The following is an 11,760-nucleotide window of genomic DNA, read 5'->3' on the forward strand; positions in this document are numbered from 1 at the left end:
CTCCATGCATGACGTCCGCGTGGGCACGGTGTGCCCACCCTACGAATCGGTGATGCATGCGTTTGGTGGGCGGAGGCCGCCCACCAAACGAAACGGCGATGCATGCGTTTGGTGATGCATGCGTACCAAACGTAGGGTGGGCTCCCCGAGCCCACGCGTGACGCCGGCGGACCGCAAACGTCCGGGTGGGCACCCCATGCCCACCCGGCGGTATCAAACGCCGCTGACGAACGCTTCGACCAACCGGTTGAATTCCGCCGCGTGCGTCACGTTCATCCCGTGCGAGGCGCCCGTCATGGTGCGCGCCTCGGCATCCGCCATCCACTCCGCAAGCGTCTCCACGTTCTGGCGATACACGCGCGGACTCTTCGCCCCGGCGATCAGCAACGTCCTGCACTTGATGCTTTCCGCCGCGGCCTGCGTGTAGGCCGGCAGCGGGTCGCGGAACTGCTTCGCCAGCGTGGCCGCGTTGTCGATCGCCATCGTGCGGAACGGGGCGGGGCTCTTGAGCCAGATGCCCGGCATGCTGACCGAGTCGACGAACAACTCCAGGCCGGCCTCGACGTCGCCGTGCCCGATCAATTCCGCCGCCTGCGCGCGCAGCGCATCGGTCGCCGGTGCCGTCGGCGCTTCCGGCATGCCGTCGATGTGCAGCGGGCCGCCCGGATCGGCGAGCGTCAGCGATTTCACGAGGTACGGGTATTCGCGCGCCAGGTGGAAGGCGACGCAGCCGCCGCGCGAGTGGCCCACGAGGTGCACCGGGCCGATATCCATCGCGGTGATGAATTCGGCGAGCTCCGCGACGTGCGTGCTCCAGCTGAACGTGCCCGTTATCGCGGTGTCGTCGGCCGGCCAGTAATGACTGAGGCTGACGGACACGCACAGGAAGCGTTGCGACAGCACGTCGGCCTGGCCGTTCCAGTAGCGGTAGTCGCACAGCGAGCCGTGGACGAACAGCAGCGGTGCGCCGGAGCCGCGCGCCACGTACGGCATGCGCACACCCGAGGGCAGGGTGGCAAAGTATGTTTCCGGCGTGGCGAGGGCTTGTTGATCGGTTCGTGCGTTCATGATTGGGCTCCTTTCCGCTACTATGCACCACACCCAATCCCAAGAAAATCGCATAATATTGATCGAATCAATCAGATTTTCTGATACCAATGAAAACACTCGATCTCGACGTCCTGGCCATGATCGTGGCCGTGGCCGATACCGGCACCATCAGCCGCGCGGCCGAAGTGGTGCACCGCTCGCAATCGGCGGTGAGCATGCAGATCAAGACGCTGGAGACGGCGCTCGGCAAGCCGCTGTTCGTGCGCGGGCCCCGCAGCGTCACGCCGACGCAGGACGGCGAGGTCCTGCTGACGTACGCCCGGCGCATGCTCGCGCTGCGCGACGAAGCGTGGGCCGCCGTGGTGCGGCCGGACATCACGGGGCGCGTCGTCATCGGTGTGCCGGACGATTACGCGTCGTCGCTGCTGCCGTCGATTCTCAAGAAGTTTTCCGCCACCTATCCGAAGGTGCAGATCCAGGTGGTGGGATTGCCGAGCGTGGCGCTCGCGCCGATGGTCAAGGACGGGTCGGTCGACCTGGTGTGCGCGACGCGCGTGAAGGGCCTGGCGGGAGAATTCATCCGCTTCGAGCCGATGGTATGGGCCGCGCCGCCCGGCGCCCGCGCCATCTGGAGCGAACGCCCGCTGCCGATCGCCGTGTTCTTGCCCGGCAGCGTCGCGCGCGAGAACGCGATCCGCAGCCTCGAACGGGCGAAGATTCCGTATCGGACGTCGTACGAGAGCCCGAGCCTGATGGGGCTCCTCAGCATGGTCGAAGCGGGGCTGGCGGTGGCGCCCCTCGCGCGCTGCGCGGTGCCCGCCCACCTCACCCTGCTCGGCCAGGCGCAGGGGCTGCCGGAAATCGACCCGCTCGAAGTCATCCTCGCGCGCAGCACCAAATCGAAGCGGCCGCCGTGCGACTTCCTGGCCGAGAAGATCATGTCGGAACTGCGGCGCTGACCGTATCGGAGGTCATGCCGTGTAGACGGCACCCGGATCGGGATCGCCGGGCGGGCCGCCTGGGTGCGCGACCGGCGCGGGCAATCTGGTCAGGTCGGTGCCGCCGCGGCGCCCGCGCTGGATACGGGCACCGTGCGGGACGATCGGACGAGATCGTCCCGCCGGCAGATGACCGCGCGATTATTGCTGGGTAGCCTGGTAGATCTGGTAGCTGTTGCCGCCGACGCCTTTGACGCTGTAGATGAAAATCGCCGGCAGCGCCGTGCCGCGCCACATACGCGACCGCGCGGGCCATGCGTTCGAAGGCATCGTCGGGCAGGGCGCTGAATTGCATCAGGCCGCCGTCGTCGACGAACACCTTGCCCTCGTAGATGGCAGGGAGCGCCAGCGCGTCCATGCGGGCGACGATCTCCTTGCGCGTCCGCCACGTCGCCGCCGAGGCCCCCACGATGAGTGCGTCCACGCGGGCTTTTTCCAGTCCGGCCAGTACCGCCCGCAACCGGGCGGCGTCGGCCACGTCGTAGTCGATCAGTGTGATGCCGCGCTGGCGCGCGTAGCGGTGCGCGCGCGCGTTGCAGCCGCCATCCGGCGCGCTGCCGTCGTGCAGGAATCCCATCCTGCGCGCCGCCGGCAAGGAGTCGGCCATGAGTTCCACGAGCTTGTCGTCGAGGCAGCGATAGGTCGTGACGCCTGTGACGTTGCGGCCCGGACGGGCGTAGCTGGCGATGAGGCCGCGCGCCAGCGGATCGTCGTGGGCCCGGAACACGACCGGGACCGCCACCGCCGTCCGCGCGGCGACGACAGCGCTGGCGGCATCGAAATCGAAGCAGACGATCAGGTCGGGCCGGCGCCGGTCGAGGTTGCGCGCCAGCTGGCGGAGCCGCGCGGGGTCGAACGAGGCGAAGTCTTCGGTGAAGCGGGCGTTGGCCGTCAGAGCCGGATCGATGCGGACGAGCGCGGCGCGCAACGCCGGCAGCAGCGCGGCGTCCGGCGGCGGCGAGGACAGGCAGGCGATGTCGACCGGTGTCCCGGCGCGCGCCGGCAACGGCAGCGCCCCCAGCACCAGGCTGGCGAGGAATGCGCGGCGCGGCATGCAGGCAGGTGGGCGGCCCATCGTCAATGTCTCCTGGGAGCATTGGCCGGATGGCTAATGCATTGGGCCTATTGTCACCTTAACTTAACAATGTTTCAATACATTCACTTTTTTCGTTACACAACCTTCGTCGGGAGATCACCATGTTGCACCGCTTCGTACACCGGTTCTGCACGTTCGCACTGGCGTGCACCGCCGCGCTTTCCATCGCCCACACCACCCCCGCTGTCGCCCAGCCTATCATCGACGAGGGTTTGTCGGCCGATTGCAGCAAGGGCTTGAAGGGTCCCGTCGTGAAACCGACCTCCGACAGCAAGATCACCCATCAATACATGTTGCTGCTCGTCTTCAAAAAAGGTACGGGGAGCAAGTATTTCGGCAACCCCAAGCCGGGGCAGTACGGTTGCATCCCGAACGCCGACGGCAAGCACGATGCGGACGGAAAGTTGCACGTCGAGGCCACGGGAACGCAGCTGATGGTCGCCACCTGTCCGAACGATTGCTCGTATCCGTTGGGGAAGCATGAAGCCATGAACGACGGTGCCGATCCGCTTGGATTGAACGCATGGGGCATCGCGTCGGCCGTCGATTCGGCGCCGCCCGGAGGCGGTCCGGACCGTCATATCGAAGTCTGGGAGGTTCCGGTGTTCAACGCGTGCCATGCGCGCAGCTTGTATGCGTTCAGCACCGAGAAGGGCAGCGGATTATTGACCCACGCCTACGCGGCCGGCGACATGCTCGGCGAAATGCTCGTCGGTTACAGGAGCGGCGAGCACGGCATGCCGATTTTTACCTGCCCGTGACTGCCGTGCTCAAGCCGGCGCCGGCGCCAGCGCCGGCCCCACCGGCTCCAGCCCGCGCAAGCGCAGCGCGATCATCAGCGCGGCGCCGAGCAGCACGCCCAGCAGCGCCACGACGCCGCCCCAGCCGCCGTGTTCCCACAACACGCCGCACAGCCAGCCCACGAGACTGGAGCCCAGGTAGTAGAACGATAAATACAGCGCCGACGCCAGCGCCTGCTGCGTGCGGGCGCGCCGGCCCACCCAGCTGCTGGCGATCGAGTGCGACGCGAAGAAACCGAACGTGAACACGGCCATGCCGGCCACGATGACGGCGAGATTGTGGGCCAGGGTCAGCAGCAGGCCCGCCAGCATCGTCCCCATGACGGTCCACAGGACGTGGCGGCGGCCCAGCCGGTCGGCGCGGCGGCCGGCCCAGACCGAGCTGAAGATGCCGAGCAGGTAGAGCAGGGAGATGCCGCCGACGACGCTCTGGCGCAGTCCGAACGGCGCGCCCAGCAGGCGAAAGCCGATGAAATTGTAGGCGCTCACGAAGCAGCCCATCAGCAGGAACGACAGCGCGAACAGCCAGGGCAGGCCGGCGTCGCCGAAGTGGCGGCGCAGGCCGGAGAGCGTCGCCGCCAGTCCGCCCGACGACGGCCGGAAGTTGCGCGATTCGGGCAGGCTGCGCCAGAATTCCCACGCCGCCAGCAGGCCCGCGACGCCCATCACGGCGAGGGCCACGCGCCAGGACAGGAAGTCGGACAGGATCGCCGCCAGCATCCGCCCGACCATGCCGCCGAACGCATTGCCGCTGATGTACAACCCCATCGACACGCCGAGCGACGCCGGCTCGATTTCCTCGCTGAGATACGCCATCGCGACGGCGGGCATGCCGCCCAGCGCGAAGCCCAGCAGCGTGCGCGCCGCCAGCAGCTGGGCGTAGTCGCGCGCGAAGGCCGCCACCACCGTCATGATCGCGGACACGACCAGGGCGACGACCATCATGTTCTTGCGCCCGAGGCGGTCGGACAGGACGGATGAAAACAGCAGGGACACGGCCAGCGCGGCCGTCGCCAGCGACAGCGACAGGCTGCTCTGCGCCGGCGTCAGCGCGAACTCCTGCGCCAGCAGCGGCATCAGCGGCTGCACGCAGTACAGCAGCGCGAAGCAGGAAAAGCCGCCGAAGAACAGCGCGCGGTTCGTACGGCGGTAAGCGGGGACGGGACGGGACATGGCGGTACGGAGCAGGATGCGATGTCCCATCCTAGGATTGCCGAAACTGACTGTCCAATATATATTTGTGGCGTTACTTATCGTTTAAACAGATAACATGGAACTCAGGCACCTGCGTTACTTCGTGGCCGTGGCGGAAGAACTGAGTTTTACGCGCGCCGCCGAGCGGCTGCACATCGGCCAGCCGCCGCTGAGCCAGCAGATCCAGGCGCTCGAACACGAGATCGGCGCCCGGCTGTTCGAACGCAACAAGCGGCGTGTCCTGCTGACGGAAGCGGGGCGCCTGTTCCTCGTGGACGCGCGGCGCATGCTGGCGTTGTCCGAACAGGCCAAGGAAACAGCGCGCCGTGCCCACCTGGGCGAGGCGGGCGAGTTGCGCGTCGGGTTCACCTTCTCCACCCCGTTCACGCCGCTGTTCGCCAAGGTCGTGCGGCGCTACCGCCAGCAGTATCCCGGCGTGCTGCTGACGTTCCAGGAGATGGCGACGCTGCCGCAGCTGGCAAGGATCGAGGCGCGCGAGCTGGACGTGGGCTTCGTGCGGCCGGCCTCCATGCCCTTGCCGTCCACGGTGGCGGTGACGATGCTGCGCCGCGATCCGCTGCGCCTCGTGCTGCCGGCGGACGGGCCGCTCGCGCGGAAAAAATCGATCACCGTGAAAGACCTGGCGGACCAGGCGTTCGTCGTGTTTCCCAAGGAAGCCGGCACCGGCATCTATCACCAGATCCTCGACATGTGCCGCGCCGCCGGCTTCTCGCCGACCATCGCGATGGAGGCGGGCGAGCCGTCGACGATCATCGGCCTCGTCGCCGCCGGCTGCGGCATTTCCGTCCTGCCCAGTTCCTTCGAGGGGATCCACATGGACGGCGTCGTCTACCGGCCGCTGGTCGACGCCGCGGCCACGACGTCGATGCTGCTCGCGCGGCATGCCGACGGCGGCGGTCCGCTGGTGGACGCGTTCGTCGCCATTGCGCAGGCTGCCGTGGAATGACAGCCGGCGACGCCATCCCTAGTCCGCATAGCTGATACGGTCACGGCCTTCATTCTTCGACCGGTACAGAGCCTGGTCGGCGCGGTCGACCAGTTCGAGCGGATCGCGGCGGGTCCCGGGCGTAAAGCCGACGACGCCGAAGCTCGCGGTGACGGCCAGTGTCTTCCCCGTGCCGATATCGACCGGTTCGGCGCGCACGATCCCGCGCAACGCATCGATCCGGCCCGAATCGGCCGGCAGCGTCAAGCCGGGCAATACGATGATGAATTCTTCGCCGCCGTAGCGCCCGACCGCGTCGTAAGGCCGCACGGCCGACTTCAGGCGGCGCGCCGTTTCCACCAGCACCGCGTCGCCCGCCAGGTGTCCATGCGTGTCGTTGACCCGTTTGAAGTAATCCAGATCCAGCAGCACCAGCGCGAAACTCTCGCCCGAGCGCAGGCATTTCTCGATCTCGCGCTCGACGATTTCCATCGTCGCGCTGCGGTTCCAGCAGCCGGTCAGCCCGTCCTTCAAGGCGCGTATGCGCATCTCCTCGCGCGACAGTTCCAGCTCGTGCGTTCTTTCCTGCACCAGCGCCGCCAGCCTGGTTTCGCGCCGCGTCAGCGCGCGCAGGCGGACGCGATGGAAACCATAAAACGCACCCAGCGTGGCGACGACGCACAGTCCGTAGAAAAGGCCGCTGCGCCACCAGGGCGGGGTAATCGAGAAGGCCAGTTCGGCCGGTGCCGACTGCTCCCCGGTTTCATTGTCGACGGCAACGAGCTGGAAGCGGTAATCGCCGCCCGGCAGGGCCGCATAACGCACTTCCGGCTGCACCGTTTCATTCCACTGATCGTCGACGCCGAGCATGCGGAATCGATAATGGAATCCCTGGCGGTCCTCGTATTGCAGGTTGGCGAGGTGGAATACAAGCTGGTCCGCCGTCCACGGCAATGCCGCGGCGCCTGCCGCCAGGGGGCGGCCGCCGCGGATCGCCGCTTCGATCACCGGCTTGCGTGCGGCGGCATCGAACAGGCGTTCGGGATGCAGGACGTGCGACAGGCCGTTGCTGGTGATGAGCCACATCGAGCCGTCACGGTCTTCGTATGATGTGTAGCCGTTCGAATCGTTCCATGCCAGGCCGTGCGTCTGGTTCAGCAGGCGCCAGCGGTTGCGGTTCCATACCGCGAAGCCCACGTCCAGTCCCACCCAGATCCAGCCGCGGCTGTCTTCGGCCAACGAATGGATGGCGCGATCGCGCAACACCGGCGCATCGATACGCGTGGCGCGCGGGACGCCGCGGGGATGAAGCTGCCACAAGCCTTCGTACGTGCTCGCCAACAGCGTACCGTCGCGCGTGCAAGCGAATGCCACGATGTCACGGCCATGCAACGCTGCGCCAAACGGCAAGACCTCCCACTCATGGCCGTTGAAATGCAGGATGTCGGCCACGCTCGCGAACCACAGGTCGCCGTGCCGGTCCGCGCAGCCGAAGGTCACCGGATTTTGCGGGTGACGGCCGGCCACGGCGGGAATGGGCGCCGCTTGCGGTTGCGCGCCGGCCGGCGCGGTGTCGGGCAGCACGCGCAGGCCGTTCGCGGTCGCCATCCAGATCCGTCCACGGTCCGCCAGCACGTGGCTGATCAGCGGCTGATGCGCGATCAACGTCGTTCGCGCGGCGCGGTCGCGGCGCAGCAGCAGGCCGGAATACGTGCCGGCCCATAACCGGTCCTGCGTGTCGATGTCCATGGCTACCCACTGGTGTCCGGCAAAGGCCGCCGGCCCGGCGTCGGCCGTGAACCGGCGCTCGCCCGGGGCTTGCGAGGCATGGCCCGAGCGCGTGCCAACGTGCAGGGTGCCGTGGCGGTCCCGCTGCACGGAGATGACGACGTCGTCCGGCAATCCCTGGGACGCGGTCCAGTTCTCCAGATTGCCATAGCCGAGCCAATGCACCAGGCCTCGTCCCAGGGTGCCCAGCCAGATGCCGTGCTCGTGGTCCTGCAGGATGGCCGTGACGCCCCCGCCGGCATGCAGATCCTGGTCGTTGCCGAAGGATTCCCATCCGCCCTCATGCCAGCGCACCAGGCCCGAGTCGGCATTGGTCATCACCTTGCCATCCGCGTCCACCTGCAGTTCGGTGCGCAGGGAATGCTTGCGTATCTCGTCCGGTGTGCGCTCCTCGAAGCGGCCGGCGCCTGCCGGCAGTGCGAAGACGCGTGTCGCGCTGCGGATCCACAGCGTGCCGGCGGCGTCGCGCGCGATGCTGGTCCATTTATCCGCGGGCAGGCCGGCGTCGCGCCCGTCGACGACGACACGGCCATGACTGACGGTGCACAAGGATTGCATGCATCCCATCCGCAGGCTGCCGTCCGCATCGACGTGGATGCTGGCGATTTTTGCCAGTTCCGGCTGGGCCCGTATCTGCGCGGGGGTGAAGTAATTGCGGACGCTGGTGTCGCCGCCGTGCCGCGCGATCGCCAGCAGGCGACCCTCCGTGACGAGCAGGACGTCCTTGTCCGGTCCCTCGGCGCCGACCTGTCCCGGCCAGACCGCGATCGGCTTGCCCTGGTACAGGACGACGGACAGCCGCCCGCCGTCGAGGCGGTAGAAATTCTCGTACGTGCCGACCCAGGTTCCCGCGGCGCGGCCGGCGAACAGCGCGGTCACATCGGTATCCGCGAGGCCGTCCGGCGCGCCGTAGCGGCGGAAATCCGCGCCATTGAAACGGAACAGACCGTTTTCCGTGCCGACCCAGAGATAACCCGCGCCATCCTGCGCCAGCGCCGTGACGGCCAGATTGCCCAGTCCTTCACCCTGGCCAAATTGCTTCAGTGATAATTGCTGGGCAGACGCCTGCATGACCAGACAGGTAAGGGCAAGCCCGGAAAGGCGTAGGGTCAACTTCGGATTCATGACATGGAGATAAATATGGCGTTACATTGTCCGATCTTACCTTATATTGCGTGATGGCAATATTGTTGTCGCCTCTTTATGTTGCAGCGCAGCGCAGCAAACTATCGTATGTTTTCAATTTATAGAATACAATTGGCGTATTACTACAGTCAGCAGTAAAGGATCGTCATGTCCAGCACCACCCCAGCGCAGGCCGGCAGCCTGCTGCTCATGTCTCGCGAGGACAACTGCCTCATCGCCCGCGTCGACCTCAAGGCCGGCGCCACGGTCGTCATCGACGACCGCGCCGTGGTCCTGCCCGGCGACGTCCGCCTCGGCCACAAGCTCGCGCGCCGCGACCTCGCGCCCGGCGACAAGGTGCTGCGCTACGGCGCCATCATCGGCACCGCCACGGTACCCATCGCGATCGGCGCGCACATCCACACGCACAACCTGGAAAGCGACTACATCCCGACGTACACGCTCGACCAGGACGGGCACCACTTCATCGGACACAAGGCACCATGAGCACCATCGATATTCCAGGCATCACCCTGACGGGCTATCCGCGCGCGGATGGGCGCAAGGGCATCCGCAACGTCGTCGTCGTCGCCTACCTGGTCGAATGCGCGCACCACGTCGCGCGGCTGATCGTGAACGCGTTTCCCGGCCAGCCGGTGCACCTGATCGGCTTCCCCGGCTGCTATCCGAACGAATACGCGGACGCGATCATGCGCCGCGTGCTGACGCACCCGAACGTGGGCGCGGCGCTGCTGGTGTCGCTCGGCTGCGAAAGCTTCGACAAGGGCGGCGTGGCCCAGGCCGTCGTCGACAGCGGGCGGCCCGTGCACACGGTCACGATCCAGGACGTGGGCGGCACGCGCTCCGGCGTGAAGAGCGGCGTGGAATGGGTGCAGTGGGCCGTCGAGGACCTCGCGCGCCAGGAGCGCGTGCCGATGCGGCTGGACGAACTGGTCGTGGCCACGATCTGCGGCGGCTCGGACAGCACCAGCGGCATCACGGCCAATCCGGCCGTGGGCGCGGCGTTCGACCAGCTGATCGCGGCGGGCAGCGCCTGCATCTTCGAGGAAACGGGTGAGCTGGTCGGCTGCGAATTCCACATGAAGCGCCGCGCCGTCACGCCCGAGCTGGGCGACGAGATCGTGCGCACGGTCGAGAAGGCGTCGCGCTACTACACGATCATGGGCCACGGCAGCTTCGCGCCCGGCAATGCGGACGGCGGCCTGACGACGCTGGAAGAGAAATCCCTGGGCGCCTACGCCAAGAGCGGCGCGTCGCCGATCAGCGGCATCCTGAAGCCCGGCGACCTGCCGCCGGGCGGCGGCCTGTACCTGCTCGACGTGGTGCCGGACGGCGAGCCGCGCTTCGGCTTCCCGAACATCTCGGACAACGCCGAGATCGTGGAGCTGATCGCGTGCGGCGCGCACGTCACCCTGTTCACGACGGGGCGCGGTTCGGTGGTCGGGTCGGCCATTTCGCCCGTCATCAAGGTGTGCGCCAACCCGGCGACGTACGAGCGCCTGGAAGAAGACATGGACGTCAACGCCGGCCGCATCCTGACAGGGCACGCCAGCATCGAGGAGGTCGGCACGGAGATCGTCGCGCTGGTCGCCGGCGTCGCGAACGGGGCGTGCACGAAGTCGGAAGACCTGGGCCACCAGGAATTCATCCTCACCTATAAACAGTTCGAGCCGATCGGGCCGGGCTGCCTGCCGTTGAAGGTCGCCTGAGATGGAGATCAACGACACGGACGCCAGGCACGCGAAAGGCCTGCCGTTCACGCCGCTGGGCCTCGGCTGCGCGCAGCTGGGCGGCCTGTACGAGCCGATGGCGGAAGCCGACGCGCTGGCGCTCGTCGATGCCGCCTGGGACCTGGGCATCCGCTATTTCGATACGGCGCCGTACTACGGCTTCACGCTGTCCGAGCGCCGGCTCGGCGCGGCGCTGCGCGCCCGCCCGCGCGACGCCTGCGTGATCAGCACGAAGGTGGGGCGCCTGATGTGGCCCGATGCGAACGTGCGGCCGGGCGAATGCGGCTGGGCCGCGCCGCTGCCGTTCCGGCCGCATTACGACTACACGCACGACGGCATCCTGCGCTCGCACGAGGACAGCCTGCAGCGCCTGGGACTGGACCGCGTCGACATCCTGTACGTGCACGACATCGGCCGCGTCACCCACGGCGAACGCCATGCGCATTACTGGAAACAGCTGACCGAGGGCGGCGGTTTCCGCGCGCTGGAGCAGTTGCGCGCCGAGGGCGCGATCAAGGCGTTCGGCCTCGGCGTCAACGAGTGGGAAGTGGTGGCCGATGCGCTGGACGTGTGCACACTCGACTGCGTGCTGCTGGCCGGGCGCTACACGCTCCTGGAGCAGGCGTCGCTGGCGCCGCTGATGGACCGCTGCGCACGCGCGGGGACGGCCGTCGTGATCGGCGGGCCGTTCAACTCCGGCATCCTGGCGGGCACGAACAAATTCAATTACGAGGACGCCCCGGCCGCCGTCGTCGAGCGGGTGCGGACCATCGCCGCCGTGTGCCGCGAGTTCGACGTGCCGCTGCAGGCGGCCGCGCTGCAGTTCCCGATGGCCCATCCGGCCGTGGTGTCGTGCATCCCCGGCGCCCAGAACATCGCCCAGCTGCGCCAGAACGCGCACTGGTTCGACCAGCCGCTGCCGGCATCGCTGTGGGCAGCGCTCAGGCAGGCCGGCGTGCTGGACCCGAACGCGCCCGTCCCGGCGGCATAACCATTTAATGCAACCCGTACC

General features: G+C 67.5%; 10 protein-coding genes. 6 read left to right on the forward strand and 4 right to left on the reverse strand.

Annotated elements, in window-relative coordinates; translation table 11 throughout:
* Positions 1-213: 213 nt before the first annotated feature.
* Positions 214-1,068 (reverse strand): alpha/beta fold hydrolase, encoded by an 855-nt coding sequence (locus ASC93_RS13600; protein ID WP_056442668.1) that lies wholly within the window; start codon positions 1,066-1,068, stop codon positions 214-216.
* Between the two features lie 89 nt (positions 1,069-1,157).
* Here ASC93_RS13600 and ASC93_RS13605 point away from each other — a divergent pair, with 89 nt between their 5' ends.
* A complete protein-coding gene (locus ASC93_RS13605) occupies positions 1,158-2,009 on the forward strand; it encodes a LysR substrate-binding domain-containing protein (RefSeq protein WP_200958326.1) in 852 nt (283 codons plus the stop codon).
* On the opposite strand, the gene ASC93_RS13610 is transcribed toward ASC93_RS13605, so the two are convergent.
* Positions 1,987-3,123: an ABC transporter substrate binding protein gene (locus tag ASC93_RS13610; RefSeq protein ID WP_082548026.1), complete on the reverse strand. Its 1,137-nt coding sequence runs from the start codon at positions 3,121-3,123 to the stop codon at positions 1,987-1,989. The two genes, ASC93_RS13605 and ASC93_RS13610, sit on opposite strands and share 23 nt — an antisense overlap.
* Before the next feature lie 122 nt (positions 3,124-3,245).
* Between ASC93_RS13610 and ASC93_RS13615 the strand changes: the two genes are divergently transcribed.
* Positions 3,246-3,905: a hypothetical protein gene (locus ASC93_RS13615; protein ID WP_157201910.1), complete on the forward strand. Its 660-nt coding sequence runs from the start codon at positions 3,246-3,248 to the stop codon at positions 3,903-3,905.
* Positions 3,906-3,914: 9 nt separating this feature from the next.
* Here ASC93_RS13615 and ASC93_RS13620 read toward each other — a convergent pair whose 3' ends face one another.
* On the reverse strand, positions 3,915-5,117 hold the full coding sequence (locus ASC93_RS13620; RefSeq protein WP_229412718.1) for an MFS transporter: 1,203 nt from the start codon (positions 5,115-5,117) through the stop codon (positions 3,915-3,917).
* A gap of 97 nt (positions 5,118-5,214) precedes the next feature.
* Here ASC93_RS13620 and ASC93_RS13625 point away from each other — a divergent pair, with 97 nt between their 5' ends.
* On the forward strand, positions 5,215-6,105 hold the full coding sequence (locus tag ASC93_RS13625) for a LysR substrate-binding domain-containing protein (RefSeq protein ID WP_056442681.1): 891 nt from the start codon (positions 5,215-5,217) through the stop codon (positions 6,103-6,105).
* Positions 6,106-6,123: 18 nt separating this feature from the next.
* On the opposite strand, the gene ASC93_RS13630 is transcribed toward ASC93_RS13625, so the two are convergent.
* Positions 6,124-8,943: a ligand-binding sensor domain-containing diguanylate cyclase gene (locus ASC93_RS13630; protein ID WP_056442684.1), complete on the reverse strand. Its 2,820-nt coding sequence runs from the start codon at positions 8,941-8,943 to the stop codon at positions 6,124-6,126.
* Positions 8,944-9,165: 222 nt separating this feature from the next.
* Between ASC93_RS13630 and ASC93_RS13635 the strand changes: the two genes are divergently transcribed.
* Genes ASC93_RS13635 through ASC93_RS13645 form a run of 3 tightly spaced genes read left to right on the forward strand, consistent with a single transcriptional unit; the run spans position 9,166 to position 11,739 of the window.
* Entirely contained in the window at positions 9,166-9,504 is a 339-nt protein-coding gene (locus tag ASC93_RS13635) for a UxaA family hydrolase (protein ID WP_056442688.1), read from the forward strand.
* Positions 9,501-10,727 (forward strand): UxaA family hydrolase, encoded by a 1,227-nt coding sequence (locus ASC93_RS13640; RefSeq protein ID WP_056442691.1) that lies wholly within the window; start codon positions 9,501-9,503, stop codon positions 10,725-10,727. The genes ASC93_RS13635 and ASC93_RS13640 overlap by 4 nt, the downstream gene beginning before the upstream one ends.
* A 1-nt stretch (position 10,728) precedes the next feature.
* Positions 10,729-11,739, forward strand: coding sequence for an aldo/keto reductase (locus ASC93_RS13645; RefSeq protein ID WP_056442694.1), 1,011 nt, complete (start codon positions 10,729-10,731; stop codon positions 11,737-11,739).
* Positions 11,740-11,760 lie beyond the last annotated feature (21 nt).

Origin of the sequence: Massilia sp. Root335 (assembly GCF_001425685.1) — a bacterium.
GTDB classification, from domain to species: domain Bacteria; phylum Pseudomonadota; class Gammaproteobacteria; order Burkholderiales; family Burkholderiaceae_D; genus Telluria; species Telluria luteola.

Bases quoted from the DNA above. Each gene is read 5' to 3' on its own strand.
- ASC93_RS13600 (WP_056442668.1), bottom strand. From the start codon at position 1,068: ATGAACGCACGAACCGATCAACAAGCCCTCGCCACGCCGGAAACATAC.
- ASC93_RS13605 (WP_200958326.1), top strand. From the start codon at position 1,158: ATGAAAACACTCGATCTCGACGTCCTGGCCATGATCGTGGCCGTGGCC.
- ASC93_RS13610 (WP_082548026.1), bottom strand. From the start codon at position 3,123: ATGGGCCGCCCACCTGCCTGCATGCCGCGCCGCGCATTCCTCGCCAGC.
- ASC93_RS13615 (WP_157201910.1), top strand. From the start codon at position 3,246: ATGTTGCACCGCTTCGTACACCGGTTCTGCACGTTCGCACTGGCGTGC.
- ASC93_RS13620 (WP_229412718.1), bottom strand. From the start codon at position 5,117: ATGTCCCGTCCCGTCCCCGCTTACCGCCGTACGAACCGCGCGCTGTTC.
- ASC93_RS13625 (WP_056442681.1), top strand. From the start codon at position 5,215: ATGGAACTCAGGCACCTGCGTTACTTCGTGGCCGTGGCGGAAGAACTG.
- ASC93_RS13630 (WP_056442684.1), bottom strand. From the start codon at position 8,943: ATGCAGGCGTCTGCCCAGCAATTATCACTGAAGCAATTTGGCCAGGGT.
- ASC93_RS13635 (WP_056442688.1), top strand. From the start codon at position 9,166: ATGTCCAGCACCACCCCAGCGCAGGCCGGCAGCCTGCTGCTCATGTCT.
- ASC93_RS13640 (WP_056442691.1), top strand. From the start codon at position 9,501: ATGAGCACCATCGATATTCCAGGCATCACCCTGACGGGCTATCCGCGC.
- ASC93_RS13645 (WP_056442694.1), top strand. From the start codon at position 10,729: ATGGAGATCAACGACACGGACGCCAGGCACGCGAAAGGCCTGCCGTTC.